This is a genomic window from Kribbella sp. NPDC004536 (assembly GCF_042873835.1).
In the GTDB taxonomy this organism is placed as follows: Bacteria; Actinomycetota; Actinomycetes; order Propionibacteriales; family Kribbellaceae; genus Kribbella.
Genome location: NZ_JBIALY010000002.1, coordinates 1,386,816 through 1,401,219, shown reverse-complemented (window position 1 = coordinate 1,401,219; position 14,404 = coordinate 1,386,816). Strand labels below are relative to the sequence as shown.

The following is a 14,404-nucleotide window of genomic DNA, read 5'->3' as shown; positions in this document are numbered from 1 at the left end:
GACCCGCCGACGAAACGTCACCCGGTGTCGTGCAGAGGGCCGTCCAGAAGGGTCCCCAGGAACACGGCTCAGAATTCACCGCTCCTGCGTGCGCGATCGAGAACCCATGCTACCTGCCCCGTCCCGATTGTTGGAGACCGGCACCGGGTACCGGGTGAACCCGTGACAAGGAGGTCTCCGAGATGCCCGCAGGATCGAGCCCGAAGCGCGAACGCCAGTACGAGCACATCAAGGCCGGGCTGAAGAAGCGAGGACGCAGCGAGGACACCGCCGAGGAGATCGCGGCCCGCACCGTGAACAAGGAACGAGCCCGCTCCGGCGAGTCGAAGGAGAAGAGCCGCACGTCGACCCACGACATCTCCTCGAGCCGGCGCGGTGGCCTCCGCTCGCACAGCGGCTCCAAGGGCCGTACCAAGGAGCAGCTGTACAACGAGGCGAAGGAGAAGAACGTGAAGGGACGCTCCAAGATGACGAAGTCTCAGCTCGCGAAGGCCGTCGGGCGCTGACGTGCAGCGGGTCGACGGCACTCCACTGTCCGACGCCGAGCTCCGGGGGATCGATGCCTACTGGCGGGCGGCGAACTACCTGTCGGTCGGGCAGATCTACCTGCTCGCCAATCCGCTGCTCCGGGAGCCGCTGCGGGTCGACCACATCAAGCCGCGGCTGCTCGGGCACTGGGGTACGACGCCCGGGCTGAACCTGATCTACGCGCACCTGAACCGGGTGATCAGACGGCGCGACCGGGACGTACTGTTCGTGACCGGGCCGGGCCACGGCGGTCCGGCGCTGGTGGCCAACACCTGGCTGGAGGGGAGCTGGACCGCGGCGTACCCGAACACGACCCGGGACGAGGGCGGGATGGCGAGGCTGTTCAAGCAGTTCTCGTTTCCGGGCGGAGTCCCGAGCCACGTGGCCGCGGACGTCCCGGGGTCGATCAACGAGGGCGGCGAACTGGGGTACTCGCTCAGCCACGCGTACGGCGCGGCGGCCGACAACCCCGACCTGCTCGTCGCCTGCGTCGTGGGCGACGGCGAGGCGGAGACGGGGCCACTAGCGGCGTCCTGGCACTCGAACAAGTTCCTGAACCCCGCCCGCGACGGCGCCGTGCTCCCGATCCTGCACCTGAACGGGTACAAGATCGCGAACCCGGCGGTACTCGCGCGGATCGGCGACGACGAGCTGACCGCGCTGATGCGCGGCTACGGCTACGAGCCGTACCTGGTCGAGGGGTCCGAGCCGGCCGAGGTGCACCAGGCGCTGGCGGCGACCCTCGACGTCTGCGTGGACCGGATCGACGAGATCAAGCAGGAGCCGGTACGGCCGGCCTGGCCGATGATCGTGTTCCGGACACCCAAGGGCTGGACCGGGCCGCACACCGTGGACGGCGAGCCGGTCGAAGGGACCTGGCGGGCGCATCAGGTGCCGCTGTCGGGCGTACGGACGAACGAGGTGCACCTGGGGCAACTGGAGTACTGGCTCCGCAGCTACCGCCCGGAGGAGCTGTTCGACGAGGCGGGCCGGCCGGTCCCGGATCTCCTCGAACTGGTTCCGGAGCGGCCGATGGGGTCGAACCCGCACGCGAACGGCGGCGCGCTGAGCCGTGACCTGGAGCTGCCCGACGTCGCGGAGTACGCCGTACCGGTGAAGTCGCCCGGTGCGGAGGACGGGGAGCCGACGAAGGTGTTCGGGACGTTCCTGCGCGACGCGTTCCGGCTGAACCCGGACAACCTGCGGCTGTTCGGACCGGACGAGACCGAGTCGAACCGGCTGTCCGCGGTCTACGAGGAGACGGGGAAGCGGTGGCTCGCCGAGCAGCTGGACGGCGACAACCACCTCGCCGCGGACGGGCGCGTGCTGGAGATCCTGAGCGAGCACACCTGCCAGGGCTGGTTGGAGGGGTACCTGCTCACCGGGCGGCACGGGTTGTTCTCGTCGTACGAGGCGTTCGTACACATCGTCGACTCGATGGTGAACCAGCACGCGAAGTGGCTGAAGACGATCAACCGGCTGGAGTGGCGGCGCCGGATCCCGTCGCTGAACTACCTGCTCACCTCGCACGTCTGGCGGCAGGACCACAACGGGTTCTCGCACCAGGACCCGGGCTTCATCGACCACGTGGTGAACAAGAAGGCCGAGGTTGTCCGGGTGTACCTGCCGCCGGACACCAACACGCTGCTGTCCACGATGGACCACTGCCTGCGGACCCGGAACTACATCAACGTCGTTGTCGCGGGCAAACAGCCGCAGCCGAACTGGCTCGACTGGGACGCGGCCGCGGTGCACTGCGCGCGGGGCGCCGGGATCTGGGACTTCGCGAGCAACGACGACGGCGATCCGGACGTCGTGATGGCGTGCGCGGGCGACGTGCCGACGATGGAGACCCTGGCCGCGGTCTCGCTGCTGCGTGAGCACGTACCGGATCTGCGGATCCGGGTCGTCAACGTCGTCGACCTGATGCGCCTGCAGGACGCGACGGAGCACCCACACGGCCTGACGGACGCGGAGTACGACGCCTTGTTCACGACCGACAAGCCGGTCATCTTCGCGTACCACGGCTATCCGTGGCTGATCCACCGGCTCACGTACCGCCGCCACGGTCACGCGAACCTGCACGTCCGCGGCTACGTCGAGGAGGGTACGACGACCACTCCGTTCGACATGGTGGTCCGCAACAACCTCGACCGGTACCACCTGGCCATGGACGTCATCGACCGCGTACCGACTTTGGGACAACGTGCCGCCGTCACCCGGCAGTACTTCGCGGACCAACGTACGCGGCACCACGCGTACGTGACTCGGTACGGCGAGGACCTGCCGGAGGTCAGCGACTGGCGCTGGTCAGCCGAGTAGCTCGACGGCGGTCCGGAGATCGTCCACGAACCGCGCGAAGTCACGCCGGAACTCGTCGGACCGAACCACCGCCGACGGATGCACAGTCGCAACAGCCGCCTGCCCGCCGGGAAGCTCCAACCGCTCACCACGCTGCTGGGTCACTCGGAAGGACGGCCCGAGTAGAGCCTTCGCCGCGACCGACCCCATCACGACAACGAGCGCCGGTTTCACGATCTCTAGCTCGCGCGTCAACCACGGATGGCACGCCGTGATCTGACTCGCGCTCGGCGTCTTGTGAATCCGGCGCTTGCCTTGCCGCTCGAAGCGGAAGTGCTTCACCGCGTTCGTCAGGTAGACGTCCGACCGGTCGATCCCCGCTTCTACCAGTGCCTTGTCGAGCAGATGACCGGCCGGCCCGACGAAGACATGTCCTTCCTTGTCCTCGTGGTCGCCTGGCGTCTCACCGACCAGCATCATCCGCGACCGAACCGGCCCCTCGCCTGCGACGGCCTGCTCGGCGTCCTTCCAGAGCTCACAGCCACGACAGTTCGGCAGCTGCGCCCGCAGCTTCTTCATGCCACCGTCGTGCGGCACCCACTGCTCGGCCCCTGGCGATTTCATGCCGCACCAGTACCCACTTATGACGCAGGCGGCACCAGGGCCAGCCGGATGATGACCAGCCCGAAGAGAACCAGCGTCAGTGCGTGGACCACGGTGCACCACAGGCAGATGGCGTTGATCTGGAAGAGCTCGGCCCAGATCAGATAGCACACGAACACCACGCCGGTCAGTACGCCGACGAGGCGCAGGCGGGCCGGCCACGGGGACGCCGTACGCCACATCGGCGGGACCGAGAGCGCGGTCATGCCGACGAAGAAGGCCAGGCCGAGGACCGCGACCGGGATGCCGAAGACCTTCGAGTACTGACTGCTGGTGACCTTGGCGCAGTTGACGACACCGGTGTCCGGACACGCCAGCGTCGTACCGGCGGTGAAGTGCTCGTACGTGAGGTACGCCGCGACCGCGAGGCCGGCGATCGACACGACCAAGGTCGCCCAGGGGATCACACCCAAGGACGGCCTGGTCGACCGTTGCGCAGTGTCAGCCACGGGCGTCAGCCCTTCGCGGGGCCGAGCTTGGCCGCGGCCGCGGTGACGGGCTCGGTGTTGCACACGCTCGACGGCTGGTTGTTCGTCAGCTTGCAGATCGCCGCGGTGTAGACGTTGGCCGACCCGATGACCGCCTTGGAGATCGCACTCGACGGGTCCTTGATCGCGTCCGCGACCTGGGCCTGCGTCTTGCCCGCCAGCACGTCCGGGTCGTACGTCGCGCCGGATCCGATGAACTTGTTGCCGAGGTCGATGAACGGGATCGACCCGGCGCTCTCCTTGTCGACGTACGGCGCGTTGTCGTACTTCTCCAGGGTCGCCTGGTCCGCGGCCGACGGGGTGTCGAGCGGCTTGTAGCTGTTGCCCTGGACCTCGTTGGTGGTGGTCTCGACGCCGGTGAAGGACAGGTACTGACTCGTGTACGTCGAGCCGTGGAAGGACAGGGTCGGCGTGTTCGGGTGCACGTCGGCGGCCGCCGAGTGGGTCGTACCGAGGTTCTTGAAGGTGCCGAAGCGGGACAGCGCGACGACGACCGGCCAGCGCTCGGCCGCGCAGAACGGGCAGTACTCGGCGCCGATGTAGAGGACCTTCGGCTTGCCGTTGTCGGTCAGTGCCGGCTGGTCGTTGATCGCCGACGGCGCGGTCTTCACGTCGGCGCTGCCGACCGTCGCGAAGGTCGATGCCGGGATCGAGGAGAGGGCGGTGATCAGCGCCGCGTCGGCCGAGCCGTTCGGCCCGGTCGCGGTCTTCTTGCCGCCGCCGGCCAGCCGGATCGCCACCAGTCCGCCGACGATCACCACGACCAGAACGACCGCACCGACCGCGAGCAGAAGCCGCCGGCGCTGCTCGGCCCGCCGCTGGGCGGCCTGCTGCGCGGCGATCCGCTCACGGGCCGCAGCCTTCTGTTCGACACGCCTTGCCATGACTCTCCTCTGATCGCGCACGGGCTCCGGAAAGACAACTATCCATCGACGCCCGAAGTTCCTGCCTGTCGGTCACTGTGAGGTTACAGATCCGCGGTTCTGCCGCGGCAGGAAGGTCTGCCGCGACCTGCTGGTCCGGCCCGACCAGCATCGCACCTGCTCGACCGTAGTCTCTCCTGACATGGACTGGCGGGCATGGCATCAGCGGTACGACGATCCTGACTCGGACCTTTCGCGGCGGCTGCAGGTGGTTCGGGCGCAGGTACGGGCTGCGCTCGACCGGGCGCCGGCCGGACCAGTGCCGGTGGTCAGCCTGTGCGCGGGGCAGGGCCGTGATCTGCTCGACGTACTGGAGGATCATCCGCGCCGGACGGACGTCCGCGCGCGTCTTGTCGAGCTCGATCCGGAGCTTGCCGGGTGGGCCCGGGAACGGGCGCCGGACAACGTCGAGGTGATCACCGGCGACGCGTCGCTGACGGATCACTACGACGGGTTCGTGCCGGCCGAGCTCGTCCTGCTGTGCGGCATCTTCGGCAACATCGCGAACGCGGACATCCAGCGGACGATCGCGGGCAGCCGCCAGCTCTGCCGGACCGGGGCGACGGTGATCTGGACCCGGCACCGCGGCGACCCCGACCTGGTGCCGTCGATCTGCGACTGGTTCGAGTTCGGCGGCTTCGAGCGGGTGTGGGTGTCGGACAAGGAGGCCCGCTTCGGAGTCGGGGTGCACCGCTACGTGGGTGTACCTGAACCTTTGGTCAAGGGTGAGAGTCTGTTCAGCTTCGTGCCCGGCGGAGTGTGAGCAGCCCGAGCGCCAGCAGGACGGCGAGGACGACGTAGCCGGCGTCCAGTACGGCGATCGACGCGACGGCAGCGACGAGCAGCGGGCCGCCGGCGTCGCCGAGCTCGCGGCCCAGTTCGGCGGTGCCCATCGTCTGGCCGAGACGTTCCGGGGGCGTACTGGCTGCCAACGCTGCGAATCCGAGCGGAGTGATGACGCCGGTGCCGGCGCCGATTAGGGCGGCGGCGATCAACAGGAACACCACGCCGGGCAGGGCCGCGCAGACGAAGCCGGCGGCCGCGAGTCCGAGGCCGGCTGCGATGCCCGTGCGAGTGGTCAGCTTGCCCGCGTCGAGGGCTCGGCCGGAGCGGGGCTGCACGACGGCGGCTGTTGCCGCGAGCAAGGAAACAGCGGCACCGGTGGCGATCGTGCCGAGCCCGTCCGAGGCCCCGGTGACCGGCAGGAACCCAACGCCGACCGACAGGGCCGCGGTCGCGGCAGCGAGTGCTACGGTCGGCCGGAGGAACGCGGGATCGGTGAGGCGTCGCGCGAGATCGACCACGGTCTGACGGGTCCGCGGCAGCGGCGGTACGACCGGCACGGCGAGCAGCGCCCACACCGCGACGGCCGCCGCGAGGACGGTCATCACGCCGAACAGCAGCCGGAACCCGCCCAGCCAGACGATCCCGCCGCCGAGCAGCGGGCCGGCCGTGCAGCCGAGACTCTTGTAGAACCCGTAGCTCCCAAACGCGCGGCCGTGCCTCGCCGACGGGTTGAGGCGAGCGACGAGGGTGGACGCGGCGGGGGAGAAGGCCGATGCCGCAGCTCCCTGACCGAGCCGGGCGACCCACAACCAGCCCGGCCGGTCCGCGACCACATAGGTGCTGGAGGCAACGGCAAAGCCGAGCAGCCCGAGCAGCAGCACCGGCCGGGCACCGATCCGGTCCGAGACTGCGCCGAAGACCGGCTTCAGCAGGATCTCGGCGCCGTCATACAGAGCGAGCAATGCGCCGAGCGTCATCAACGACGTGACGGCGTCGGACGACCTGCCGCCCAGGCTCGCCGCGACAGCGTGTGCGCCGAAGGCGGTGGTGAAGCCCGCGGCGTAGAGGGGCCACATTCTCACTGGTCGACTCCTGGGAGTTGGTGCAGTTCGCGGAAGACGAGTTCGGCGTACTCCTCGCAGCGTGCCGTGCACTCCTTGAGCCGGGCGCTCGCCTCGGCGGCCTGGGGAGTACCGAAGACGTCGCGGCTGGTGATGTCGCGGTGCCAGCGGCGCAGTCGTTCGAGGCTCTGCTCCTCCTCCTCGAGCTCGGCCAGCGTGAACTTCTGGATCCGGATCTCCTTGGCGAGCTCGTCCTCGAACTTCTCGCAGTCCCGGAGAAACTCGGTCCACTCCGAGCCGCGCGCCTCGTCGTACAGCCCGCGCAGCCGCGCGCCGTCGTCGGCGTCCTTGCCGGCTGCGGCGAGAGTCGTCACCTCGCCCTCGGCGCGCGCGACCAACTCGGTCGTCCGCTGCAGCGCCGCCTCGAAGACCGGGAGTTCGGGTACCGCCCAGATGCCTTGGCCGAGGGAGAGCGCTCCGGCCTTGCGGAGCTCGCGCCAGACGGCCACCCGGTGCCGCGAGGGCTCTGCGGGGATCCGTACCACCAAGATCAGCCATCGATCCGTCACAGGAGTGAATGTAGCGCGCGTTACAGGTCAGTGCATCCTCGACAAAGACTTGGGCCATCAGTTATGTTACATAGACGATGTCATATCGCTCCGGAGGTGTGCGCGGTGGACCAGACTGCTGAGCGGTTGCTGGGATCGGCGAGCCGGCTGTCCCGGGATCCCGAGACCGAGATCGACTGGGACGCCCCGGTCGGTGACGGGTACGGGATGTCCCCGGAATGGAGCACGTTGTACGGCACGCCGTACTGGGACGAGCTGACCGAGGCGCAGCAGCGGGAACTGACCCGGCACGAGTCGGCGTCGGTCGCGACCACCGGGATCTGGTTCGAGATGATCCTGCAGCAGCTGATCCTGCGCGACATCTACGACAAGCCCGCCCGCAGCCCGGAGTTCCAGTGGGCGCTGACCGAGATCGCCGACGAATGCCGGCACTCGATCATGTTCGCCCGCGCGACCGAGCGGATGGTCGAACCGGCGTACCGCCCGCGGCTGCTCGCCCGCGAACTCGGCCGGATGTTCAAGACCGTCGCGACCGGCGAGTCGGCGTACGCCGCGATCCTGGTCGCCGAAGAGGTCCTCGACGTCATGCAACGCGACTGGATGCGGGACACCCGGGTCGAGCCGATCGTGCGGACGGTGAACCACATCCACGTGGTCGAGGAGTCGCGGCACATGGTGTTCGCCCGCGAGGAGACCCGCGAGCGGCTGGCCGCGGCGGGACGCGGACGGCGCTGGGTCAGTGCGCTGGTGATCGCGATCGCGGCGGACATGATCGTGTCGAGCATGGTCGGTCGCGAGGTGTACGTGAACGTCGGTCTGGACCCGGACCGGGCCGTCCGCGAGGCACGCCGGAACGAGCACCACCGGTCGCTGCTGCGGACCAGTTGCGCCAACCTGATGGACTTCCTCGGGTCGGTCGGGCTGCTGACCCCGGCTGCGTCGCGGGTGTACCGGCGGACCGGCCTGCTGTGACGTTCGCGATCTCGGGGGACTGCTGCTCGGACGCGAGCTGCGTCGCGGTCTGCCCGATGAACAGCATCCACCCGTCGCCGGGTGAGCCCGGGTTCGGTACCGGGGCGAGCCTGTTCATCGATCCGAGGACCTGCATCGACTGCGGTGCCTGCGCGGACATCTGCCCGGTCGACGCGGCGAAGCCTGCTGAGCGGTCGGCGCGCGAGGACGTCGTACGGAACGCGGCGTACTTCGCGGACACCGAGCCGCTGGACGCTACCGATCTGGACAGCTGGGAGCCGGTGTCGTACGAGACCTGGGGCGGCGGACCACGGAGGGTGTTGGTGGTCGGGGCTGGGCCGGCGGGGATGTACGCGACCCGGGAGTTGTTGCTGCGGACAACAGCTGAGATCACGCTGGTGGATCGGCTGTCGGAGGTTGGTGGGCTGGTTCGGTACGGCGTCGCGCCGGATCACCCCGGCACCAAGCAGATCCTCGAGACCTTCGAACGCATCATCCGTCATCGGCGAGTGCACTGGTTGCCCGGAACTGCTGTAGATGAGTTGGCGGGAGTGGGGGACCGAACGACAGGAGGTAGTGGGCCTGGCCGCCGACCGGTCAGCGTGGTTGACACCGGCGAGGGCAGTCTGGGCGGCACACCTCCTGTCGATAGGGCCAGCGTCCCGCTGCCGGGTGGGTTGGCCGGGCGTGGCCAGGTGGATGGCAGTGCGGCTGGGAAGTTGCCTGCCGGGTTTGACGCGGTGGTGCATGCGGTTGGGGCTTGGCGGAGTCGGCGGTTGGGGATTGTGGGGGAGGACGCCGCTTGTAGTGCGGAGGATTTCGTTGCCTGGTACAACGGGCGGCCGGGGGCCGGTGCGCCGCCGGCGCTGGTGGGGCCGCGGGCGGTTGTCGTCGGCAACGGGAATGTCGCGCTGGACGTTGCACGGTTGTTGTTGAGCGACGAGAAGCAACTCCGCGATATGGACGTCCTGCCCGAGGTCAGGCGGGTGCTCGCGACCAGCGGGATCAAGGAGGTCGTGCTGCTCGGGCGGCGCGGTCCGGACCACGCGGCGTACACCGAACCGGCTTTGCGGGAACTGCTGGCGATGGCCGGTGACCGGGTCGAGCTCCGGTACCACGCGCGGCCGACGGCATGGACCTCCGAAGGGCTGACGCTCGACACCAGCGAGACCGTTGCGGCAGGCAACTTGTTCACCGCGATCGGCTTCGAGGGGCAGCCGATCGACGGGCTGCCGTTCGACCCCGAGCGCGGGATCGTGCCGAACGTCCGCGGCGCCGTCGTCGGCCGGCCGGGCCACTACGTGGCGGGCTGGATCAAACGCGGCGCGCGCGGCGGGATCGGCGTGAACAAGGCCTGTGCGCAGGAGACCGTGCTGACGCTGGTCAGTGCGTCCAGGGGTGCAGCTTCTCCGGGTTCCGGATCGCCCAGATCTTCTTGATGTGATCGCCGTCCACGTCGAACGCGATCACGGTCTCGGTGACGCCCTCGAACTGGATCACCAAGCCGGGCTGACCGTTGACCGTCCGCTCCAGCAGCGTGCGGCCGAGGCGGAACACCGGCAGGTCGGTGAAGTACCGGGCAACCGCCGCGCCGCCGTGCACCGGCTCGAGCGCGGCGCTGACCACACCACCACCGTCGGCGACCGCAGTGACGCCGGGGTCGAGCAGGCTGACCAGGGCCGCGATATCGGTCGCCTCCCACGCCCGTTTGAACTCCTGGACGAGCTGCGCCCGGCGCGCCGAGGGCGCCGCGGGAAGTTCGGCGTCCTGGATCCGCCGCCGGGCCGACGAGGCGAGCTGACGGCAGGCGGCCGGCGTCCGGCCGACGATCTCGGCGACCTCGGGGAACGGGTACCGGAAGACGTCGTGCAGGATGAACGCCACCCGCTCGGCCGGAGTCATCGCGTCGAGCACGACCAGGAATGCCATGTTCACGGACTCGTCCAGCGTGACCCGGTCCGCCGGGTCGGGGCCGGTCTGACCGGTGTGCCACTCGCTGCTCTCGGGCAGCGGTTCGGGGATCCACTCACCGACGTACCGCTCGCGGCGGGCCCGGGCGGAGCGGAGCAGGTCCAGGCAGATCCGGCTCGCCACCCTGGTCAGCCACGCGGGTGGGTTGTCGATCGCGTCCCGTTCCGGGCCGGTCATCGCGTACCACCGGGCATAGGTCTCCTGGACCACGTCCTCGGCGTCGGCCAGCGAACCGAGCAATCGGTACGACAGGTTGATCAGCTGTCGCCGCTCGCTCATGATCGCGCCCAGCCCAGGATCGGTCATGTCTGTCCTCTCACTCATACCCGTACGACGAAACAGCCCGCCGGAACGTGAGGTCTCACAGTACGAGGTGCTGTGCCGTCGTACCGGGCATGACAAACAACGCAGTCTCCGAAGCCGAGGTCCGTGAGCGCATCGAGGTCCTGCTGGACGCCGTCCGGACCGGCGACCTGGCGGCTCTGAAGACGATCTTCGCGCCGGACGTCGTCTCGTTCGACATCCAGCCACCACTGCGCCACCTCGGCGCCGGCAAGAAGATGGCCAACTGGGAAGAGATGTTCCAGGCCTTCCAGGTGCCTTTCGAGTACGACGTCCGCGACCTGACCGTGCTGGTCGACGGCGAGCTGGCGGTGGCCTACTCGCTCAACCACATGAACGCGACGATGACGACCGGCGGCAAGATCGACTACTGGCTCCGCTGGACGTCCGCGTGGCGGAAGCTCGACGGCGAATGGAAGATCGTCCACGACCAGGTGTCGGTGCCGACCGACTTCGCCGCAGGCGGCCGGTCGGCCATGGACCTCATGCCCTGAGCGTGGCGCGGCCCAGAACGTGGGGGTCGGCGGGGGAGACGCGGTCGGGTGGGAAGTTGAAGCGGTCGAGCTCTTCAATGGTGAAACCCGCGCCTGCGATGGCCGCCGTCGTGTCGCGATGGGTGTGGCAGCCGCCGACGAAAAGCGGCCAGAGGGTGGCGTCGGCGATTCTCTGGACCGTCGCCAAGCGGCCGGTGTCTGCGGCGACGTGTTCGTAGAAGCGGAGTTCACCGCCTGGGCGCAGGACCCGGCGGGCCTCGGCCAGGGCCACGGCCTGGTCGGGGACCGAGCACAGCACTAGCGAGACGACGACCACGTCGGCGGAGGAGTCGGCGGCCGGCAGGTGGTCGGCCGTACCGTCGACGACCTCGACCGGGACCGGTGCGGCGGCGGACCGGCGGACGGCCTGGGCGCGGAGGAACGGCTCCGGTTCGATGGCCAGTACGTGGGTGACTTCGGGCGGGTAGTGCGCGAAGTTGCCGCCGTCCCCGGCGCCGACCTCGACCACGCGTCCGGCCGTACCGGCCAGCAACCGGCGGCGGTGCTCCGCGGCGCCGGCATCGTCGAGCGCCGGGCGGACCCGGGCGTACATCCGGGCGAAGAACGGATGTTTCATGGACCCAGCCTGTCAGAGTGTCGGATCCGGCCGTCGGCCGATCGTCTGCTGAATGAGAGTTGTTTCCAGCAGAGGAGAACCGCAGTGTCCACCCCGATCAGTACCGTGAAGATCATCGACGTCGCCGTCACCGACCTCGGCGCCGCGATCGAGTTCTACCGCCGGCTCGGGCTCGAGTTCGAGCGCGACCAGTACATGCCGGACGACCACGCCGGCTGCGACCTGCCGAGCGGTCTGCATCTGATGCTCGACACCGACGCGGCGCGGGACAAGATCACCGCGAACTGGACCCCGCCGAAGCAGGGCCGGATCTTCCTGACGTTCGAGTACGGCACGCCGGCCGAGGTCGACGCGACGTACGCGGAACTCGTCGGCGCCGGGGTGACCGGCCTGCAGGAGCCGTACGACGCGCCGTGGGGGATGCGGTACGCGACCGTCGCGGATCCGTCCGGGAACGGCGTCGACCTGTACGCCACACTGGCCTGAAGGAGGGTTGCGGGTGAAGTACGTACTGATGTTCATCGAGACCGAGCAGTTCGCGAAGGACTTCGAGGCGCTGGAGCCGGCCGAGAAGGAGGACGCGTACCGGCGGGTGTACCGGTGGTTCGACGACCACGCGGACAAGATCACGAACCGCGGCAGCAAGTTGCAGGGCGCCGACACCGCGACGACCGTTCGGCTGGACGGCTCGGTGCTGACCACCGACGGGCCGTTCATCGAGGGCAAGGAAGTCATCTCCGGGTTCACCGAGATCGAGGTGGCGGACCTGGACGAGGCGCTGCGGATGGTGAAGACGTGGCCGGCCTGCCCGGTGATCGAGATCCGTCCCGTCGCCGAGATGTGAGCAGTCAGGACGAGCTTGCCCGCGTGGTGCGCGACCACGCGGGCCGGCTGGCGGGTGCGCTGGTGTCGCTGCTCGGCGACTTCGCGGCCGCGGAGGACCTGGTCCAGGACGCGGTCGAGATCGCCCTGAAGCGGTGGCCGGTCGAAGGGATTCCGGAGCGCCCCGACGCTTGGCTGTTCACCGTCGCGAAGCGCCGCGGTCTCGACGTACTCCGTCGCCAGGAGAACTACCGCGCCAAGCTCGCGCTGCTCGAACCGCTGGAGCCGTCGCCCCGCGACGACCGGCTGCGGCTGATCTTCACCTGCTGCCACCCGGCCCTCGCGCGCGAGGCCCAGATCGCACTCACGCTCCGAGTGGTGTGCGGCCTCACGACCGCGCAGATCGCGGCGGCGTTCCTCGCCTCCGAGCCGGCCGTCTCCCAGCGGATCACCCGCGCCAAGCGCAAGATCACCGACGCGGGCATCCCGTACCGGATCCCGCGCGACGACGAACTGCCCGAGCGGCTGTCCGAGGTACTGACTGTCATCTACCTGCTCTTCAACGAGGGCTACCTGTCGAGTACGGCCGAACGCGCGCACTCGCGGGACCTGGTCGACGACGCCGAATGGTTGACCGCACTCCTGCACGGCCTGCTCCCGAACGAGCCCGAGGTCGCCGGACTGCTCGCCCTGATCCGTCTCCACCGAGCCCGTACGGCGGCCCGCTTCACCCCGAGCCTCGTACTACTGGCGGACCAGGACCGCACGCTCTGGGACCACGCCGCGATCACCGATGCAACCGCCCTGCTCACCCGCACCGCTCGTCGCCACCACGCACCCGGCCCGTACCAACTCCAGGCCGCGATCGCCGCCTGCCACAGCGAGGCCGCCGACTGGTCACAGACGGACTGGCGGCAGATCCTCGTGCTCTACGACATGCTCCTGACCCTGCAGCCGAGCCCGGTGACCTGCTTGCACCGCACGATCGCCCTCTCGTACGTACGAGGCCCGTCCACGGCCCTGACCGACCTCGACGCCCTGGCAGCGGAGCTCGACACGTACCCGCTCTTCCACGCGACCCGCGCCCAGTTCCTCCGCGACCTGAACCGCCCCACCGAAGCCCACGCCGCCGACGAACGCGCCGCCCAACTCACGACCAACCCGGCCCAGTTGGACCTGCTCCACGAGCGCCTCGCGCACTAGACGCTGCGCAGTACCGACACCACGACGCCGAGGACGGTGGCGTTGTCGCCGTCGATGATCTCGTAGGCGGGGTTGCGGGGCTCGAGGTACACGTGGCCGTTGCGGCGGCGGTAGACCTTGACCGTTGCTTCCTCGTCGATCATCGCGGCGACGATCTGGCCGGAGTGGGCCTCGGACTGCTGGCGGACCACGACGATGTCGCCGTCACAGATCGCCGCGTCGATCATCGACTCGCCGCGGACCCGCAGGCCGAACACGTTGCCGCGGCCGGTCAGCCCGCGGGGGAGTTGCAGTACGTCGTCGACGTGCTCGACGGCCGAGATCGGCGTACCGGCGGCGATGTCACCGACCACCGGGACGGGGACGTTCTCGTCGCTCGTGCTCTGGGTGCCGGTCTCCTGCAGGAACATCCGGACGTCGATCGGCCGCGACACCGACGGGCTGCGGCGCAGGAAGCCCTTGTCCTCCAGGCTGGCCAGGTGTTTCGACACCGACGACGAGGACTTCAGCCCGACCGCGTCACCGAGCTGCCGGCTGCTCGGCGGGTACCCGTACCGGGTCACCCAGTCCCGGATCACCACCAGGATCCGTTGCTGCCGTTCCGGCAGCGCGCCGGTGTCGAGGTCGCCGAACAGGTCGAGATCAGTCACCGCGAAATCTTAGAG

17 protein-coding genes are annotated in these 14,404 nt (G+C 69.2%); 9 read left to right on the top strand and 8 right to left on the bottom strand.

What is annotated here, in order from left to right:
- Positions 1 to 182 precede the first annotated feature (182 nt).
- Positions 183 to 506 (top strand): plasmid stabilization protein, encoded by a 324-nt coding sequence (locus ACFYRU_RS21500; protein WP_387661641.1) that lies wholly within the window; start codon positions 183 to 185, stop codon positions 504 to 506.
- 1 nt (position 507) lies between these two features.
- Positions 508 to 2,850 (top strand): phosphoketolase, encoded by a 2,343-nt coding sequence (locus ACFYRU_RS21495; RefSeq protein WP_387661639.1) that lies wholly within the window; start codon positions 508 to 510, stop codon positions 2,848 to 2,850.
- Here the strand turns inward: ACFYRU_RS21495 and ACFYRU_RS21490 are convergent.
- Genes ACFYRU_RS21490 through ACFYRU_RS21480 form a run of 3 tightly spaced genes read right to left on the bottom strand, consistent with a single transcriptional unit; the run spans position 2,839 to position 4,864 of the window.
- Complete coding sequence (locus ACFYRU_RS21490; RefSeq protein WP_387661637.1) at positions 2,839 to 3,453, bottom strand: UdgX family uracil-DNA binding protein; 615 nt, start codon at positions 3,451 to 3,453, stop codon at positions 2,839 to 2,841. The two genes, ACFYRU_RS21495 and ACFYRU_RS21490, sit on opposite strands and share 12 nt — an antisense overlap.
- A 17-nt stretch (positions 3,454 to 3,470) precedes the next feature.
- Complete coding sequence (locus ACFYRU_RS21485; RefSeq protein ID WP_387661635.1) at positions 3,471 to 3,941, bottom strand: vitamin K epoxide reductase family protein; 471 nt, start codon at positions 3,939 to 3,941, stop codon at positions 3,471 to 3,473.
- 5 nt (positions 3,942 to 3,946) lie between these two features.
- A complete protein-coding gene (locus ACFYRU_RS21480; protein ID WP_387661633.1) occupies positions 3,947 to 4,864 on the bottom strand; it encodes a DUF929 family protein in 918 nt (305 codons plus the stop codon).
- Between the two features lie 181 nt (positions 4,865 to 5,045).
- Between ACFYRU_RS21480 and ACFYRU_RS21475 the strand changes: the two genes are divergently transcribed.
- Positions 5,046 to 5,666, top strand: coding sequence for an SAM-dependent methyltransferase (locus tag ACFYRU_RS21475; RefSeq protein ID WP_387661631.1), 621 nt, complete (start codon positions 5,046 to 5,048; stop codon positions 5,664 to 5,666).
- Here the strand turns inward: ACFYRU_RS21475 and ACFYRU_RS21470 are convergent.
- Together ACFYRU_RS21470 and ACFYRU_RS21465 are read right to left on the bottom strand one after the other, a co-directional pair.
- A complete protein-coding gene (locus tag ACFYRU_RS21470) occupies positions 5,641 to 6,765 on the bottom strand; it encodes an MFS transporter (RefSeq protein ID WP_387662925.1) in 1,125 nt (374 codons plus the stop codon). The two genes, ACFYRU_RS21475 and ACFYRU_RS21470, sit on opposite strands and share 26 nt — an antisense overlap.
- A 2-nt stretch (positions 6,766 to 6,767) precedes the next feature.
- Complete coding sequence (locus ACFYRU_RS21465) at positions 6,768 to 7,319, bottom strand: Chromate resistance protein ChrB (RefSeq protein ID WP_387661630.1); 552 nt, start codon at positions 7,317 to 7,319, stop codon at positions 6,768 to 6,770.
- A 105-nt stretch (positions 7,320 to 7,424) separates the two neighbouring features.
- Between ACFYRU_RS21465 and ACFYRU_RS21460 the strand changes: the two genes are divergently transcribed.
- Positions 7,425 to 8,291 carry a diiron oxygenase gene (locus ACFYRU_RS21460; RefSeq protein WP_387661628.1) on the top strand — a complete coding sequence of 289 codons (867 nt, stop codon included), beginning with the start codon at positions 7,425 to 7,427 and terminating at the stop codon, positions 8,289 to 8,291.
- Positions 8,288 to 9,730 carry an FAD-dependent oxidoreductase gene (locus ACFYRU_RS21455; RefSeq protein ID WP_387661626.1) on the top strand — a complete coding sequence of 481 codons (1,443 nt, stop codon included), beginning with the start codon at positions 8,288 to 8,290 and terminating at the stop codon, positions 9,728 to 9,730. The genes ACFYRU_RS21460 and ACFYRU_RS21455 overlap by 4 nt, the downstream gene beginning before the upstream one ends.
- Here ACFYRU_RS21455 and sigJ read toward each other — a convergent pair.
- Entirely contained in the window at positions 9,675 to 10,568 is an 894-nt protein-coding gene (sigJ, locus tag ACFYRU_RS21450) for an RNA polymerase sigma factor SigJ (RefSeq protein ID WP_387661624.1), read from the bottom strand. The genes ACFYRU_RS21455 and sigJ overlap by 56 nt on opposite strands.
- A gap of 89 nt (positions 10,569 to 10,657) precedes the next feature.
- On the opposite strand from sigJ, the gene ACFYRU_RS21445 reads away from it, so the two are divergent.
- Positions 10,658 to 11,098: a YybH family protein gene (locus tag ACFYRU_RS21445; protein WP_387661622.1), complete on the top strand. Its 441-nt coding sequence runs from the start codon at positions 10,658 to 10,660 to the stop codon at positions 11,096 to 11,098.
- On the opposite strand, the gene ACFYRU_RS21440 is transcribed toward ACFYRU_RS21445, so the two are convergent.
- Positions 11,088 to 11,714: a class I SAM-dependent methyltransferase gene (locus ACFYRU_RS21440; RefSeq protein WP_387661620.1), complete on the bottom strand. Its 627-nt coding sequence runs from the start codon at positions 11,712 to 11,714 to the stop codon at positions 11,088 to 11,090. The two genes, ACFYRU_RS21445 and ACFYRU_RS21440, sit on opposite strands and share 11 nt — an antisense overlap.
- Positions 11,715 to 11,798: 84 nt before the next feature.
- On the opposite strand from ACFYRU_RS21440, the gene ACFYRU_RS21435 reads away from it, so the two are divergent.
- The 3 genes from ACFYRU_RS21435 to ACFYRU_RS21425 are packed head-to-tail and all read left to right on the top strand — an operon-like array spanning position 11,799 to position 13,739.
- Positions 11,799 to 12,200: a VOC family protein gene (locus ACFYRU_RS21435; protein WP_387661619.1), complete on the top strand. Its 402-nt coding sequence runs from the start codon at positions 11,799 to 11,801 to the stop codon at positions 12,198 to 12,200.
- A gap of 13 nt (positions 12,201 to 12,213) precedes the next feature.
- Positions 12,214 to 12,558, top strand: a complete 345-nt coding sequence (locus ACFYRU_RS21430; protein ID WP_387661617.1) for a YciI family protein — start codon at positions 12,214 to 12,216, stop codon at positions 12,556 to 12,558.
- Positions 12,555 to 13,739, top strand: coding sequence for an RNA polymerase sigma factor (locus ACFYRU_RS21425; protein ID WP_387661615.1), 1,185 nt, complete (start codon positions 12,555 to 12,557; stop codon positions 13,737 to 13,739). The genes ACFYRU_RS21430 and ACFYRU_RS21425 overlap by 4 nt, the downstream gene beginning before the upstream one ends.
- On the opposite strand, the gene lexA is transcribed toward ACFYRU_RS21425, so the two are convergent.
- Positions 13,736 to 14,389 carry a transcriptional repressor LexA gene (gene lexA, locus ACFYRU_RS21420; protein WP_387661613.1) on the bottom strand — a complete coding sequence of 218 codons (654 nt, stop codon included), beginning with the start codon at positions 14,387 to 14,389 and terminating at the stop codon, positions 13,736 to 13,738. The two genes, ACFYRU_RS21425 and lexA, sit on opposite strands and share 4 nt — an antisense overlap.
- Positions 14,390 to 14,404 lie beyond the last annotated feature (15 nt).

Bases quoted from the DNA above. Each gene is read 5' to 3' on its own strand.
- ACFYRU_RS21500 (WP_387661641.1), top strand. From the start codon at position 183: ATGCCCGCAGGATCGAGCCCGAAGCGCGAACGCCAGTACGAGCACATC.
- ACFYRU_RS21490 (WP_387661637.1), bottom strand. From the start codon at position 3,453: ATGAAATCGCCAGGGGCCGAGCAGTGGGTGCCGCACGACGGTGGCATG.
- ACFYRU_RS21480 (WP_387661633.1), bottom strand. From the start codon at position 4,864: ATGGCAAGGCGTGTCGAACAGAAGGCTGCGGCCCGTGAGCGGATCGCC.
- ACFYRU_RS21475 (WP_387661631.1), top strand. From the start codon at position 5,046: ATGGACTGGCGGGCATGGCATCAGCGGTACGACGATCCTGACTCGGAC.
- ACFYRU_RS21470 (WP_387662925.1), bottom strand. From the start codon at position 6,765: ATGTGGCCCCTCTACGCCGCGGGCTTCACCACCGCCTTCGGCGCACAC.
- sigJ (WP_387661624.1), bottom strand. From the start codon at position 10,568: ATGACCGATCCTGGGCTGGGCGCGATCATGAGCGAGCGGCGACAGCTG.
- ACFYRU_RS21445 (WP_387661622.1), top strand. From the start codon at position 10,658: ATGACAAACAACGCAGTCTCCGAAGCCGAGGTCCGTGAGCGCATCGAG.
- ACFYRU_RS21440 (WP_387661620.1), bottom strand. From the start codon at position 11,714: ATGAAACATCCGTTCTTCGCCCGGATGTACGCCCGGGTCCGCCCGGCG.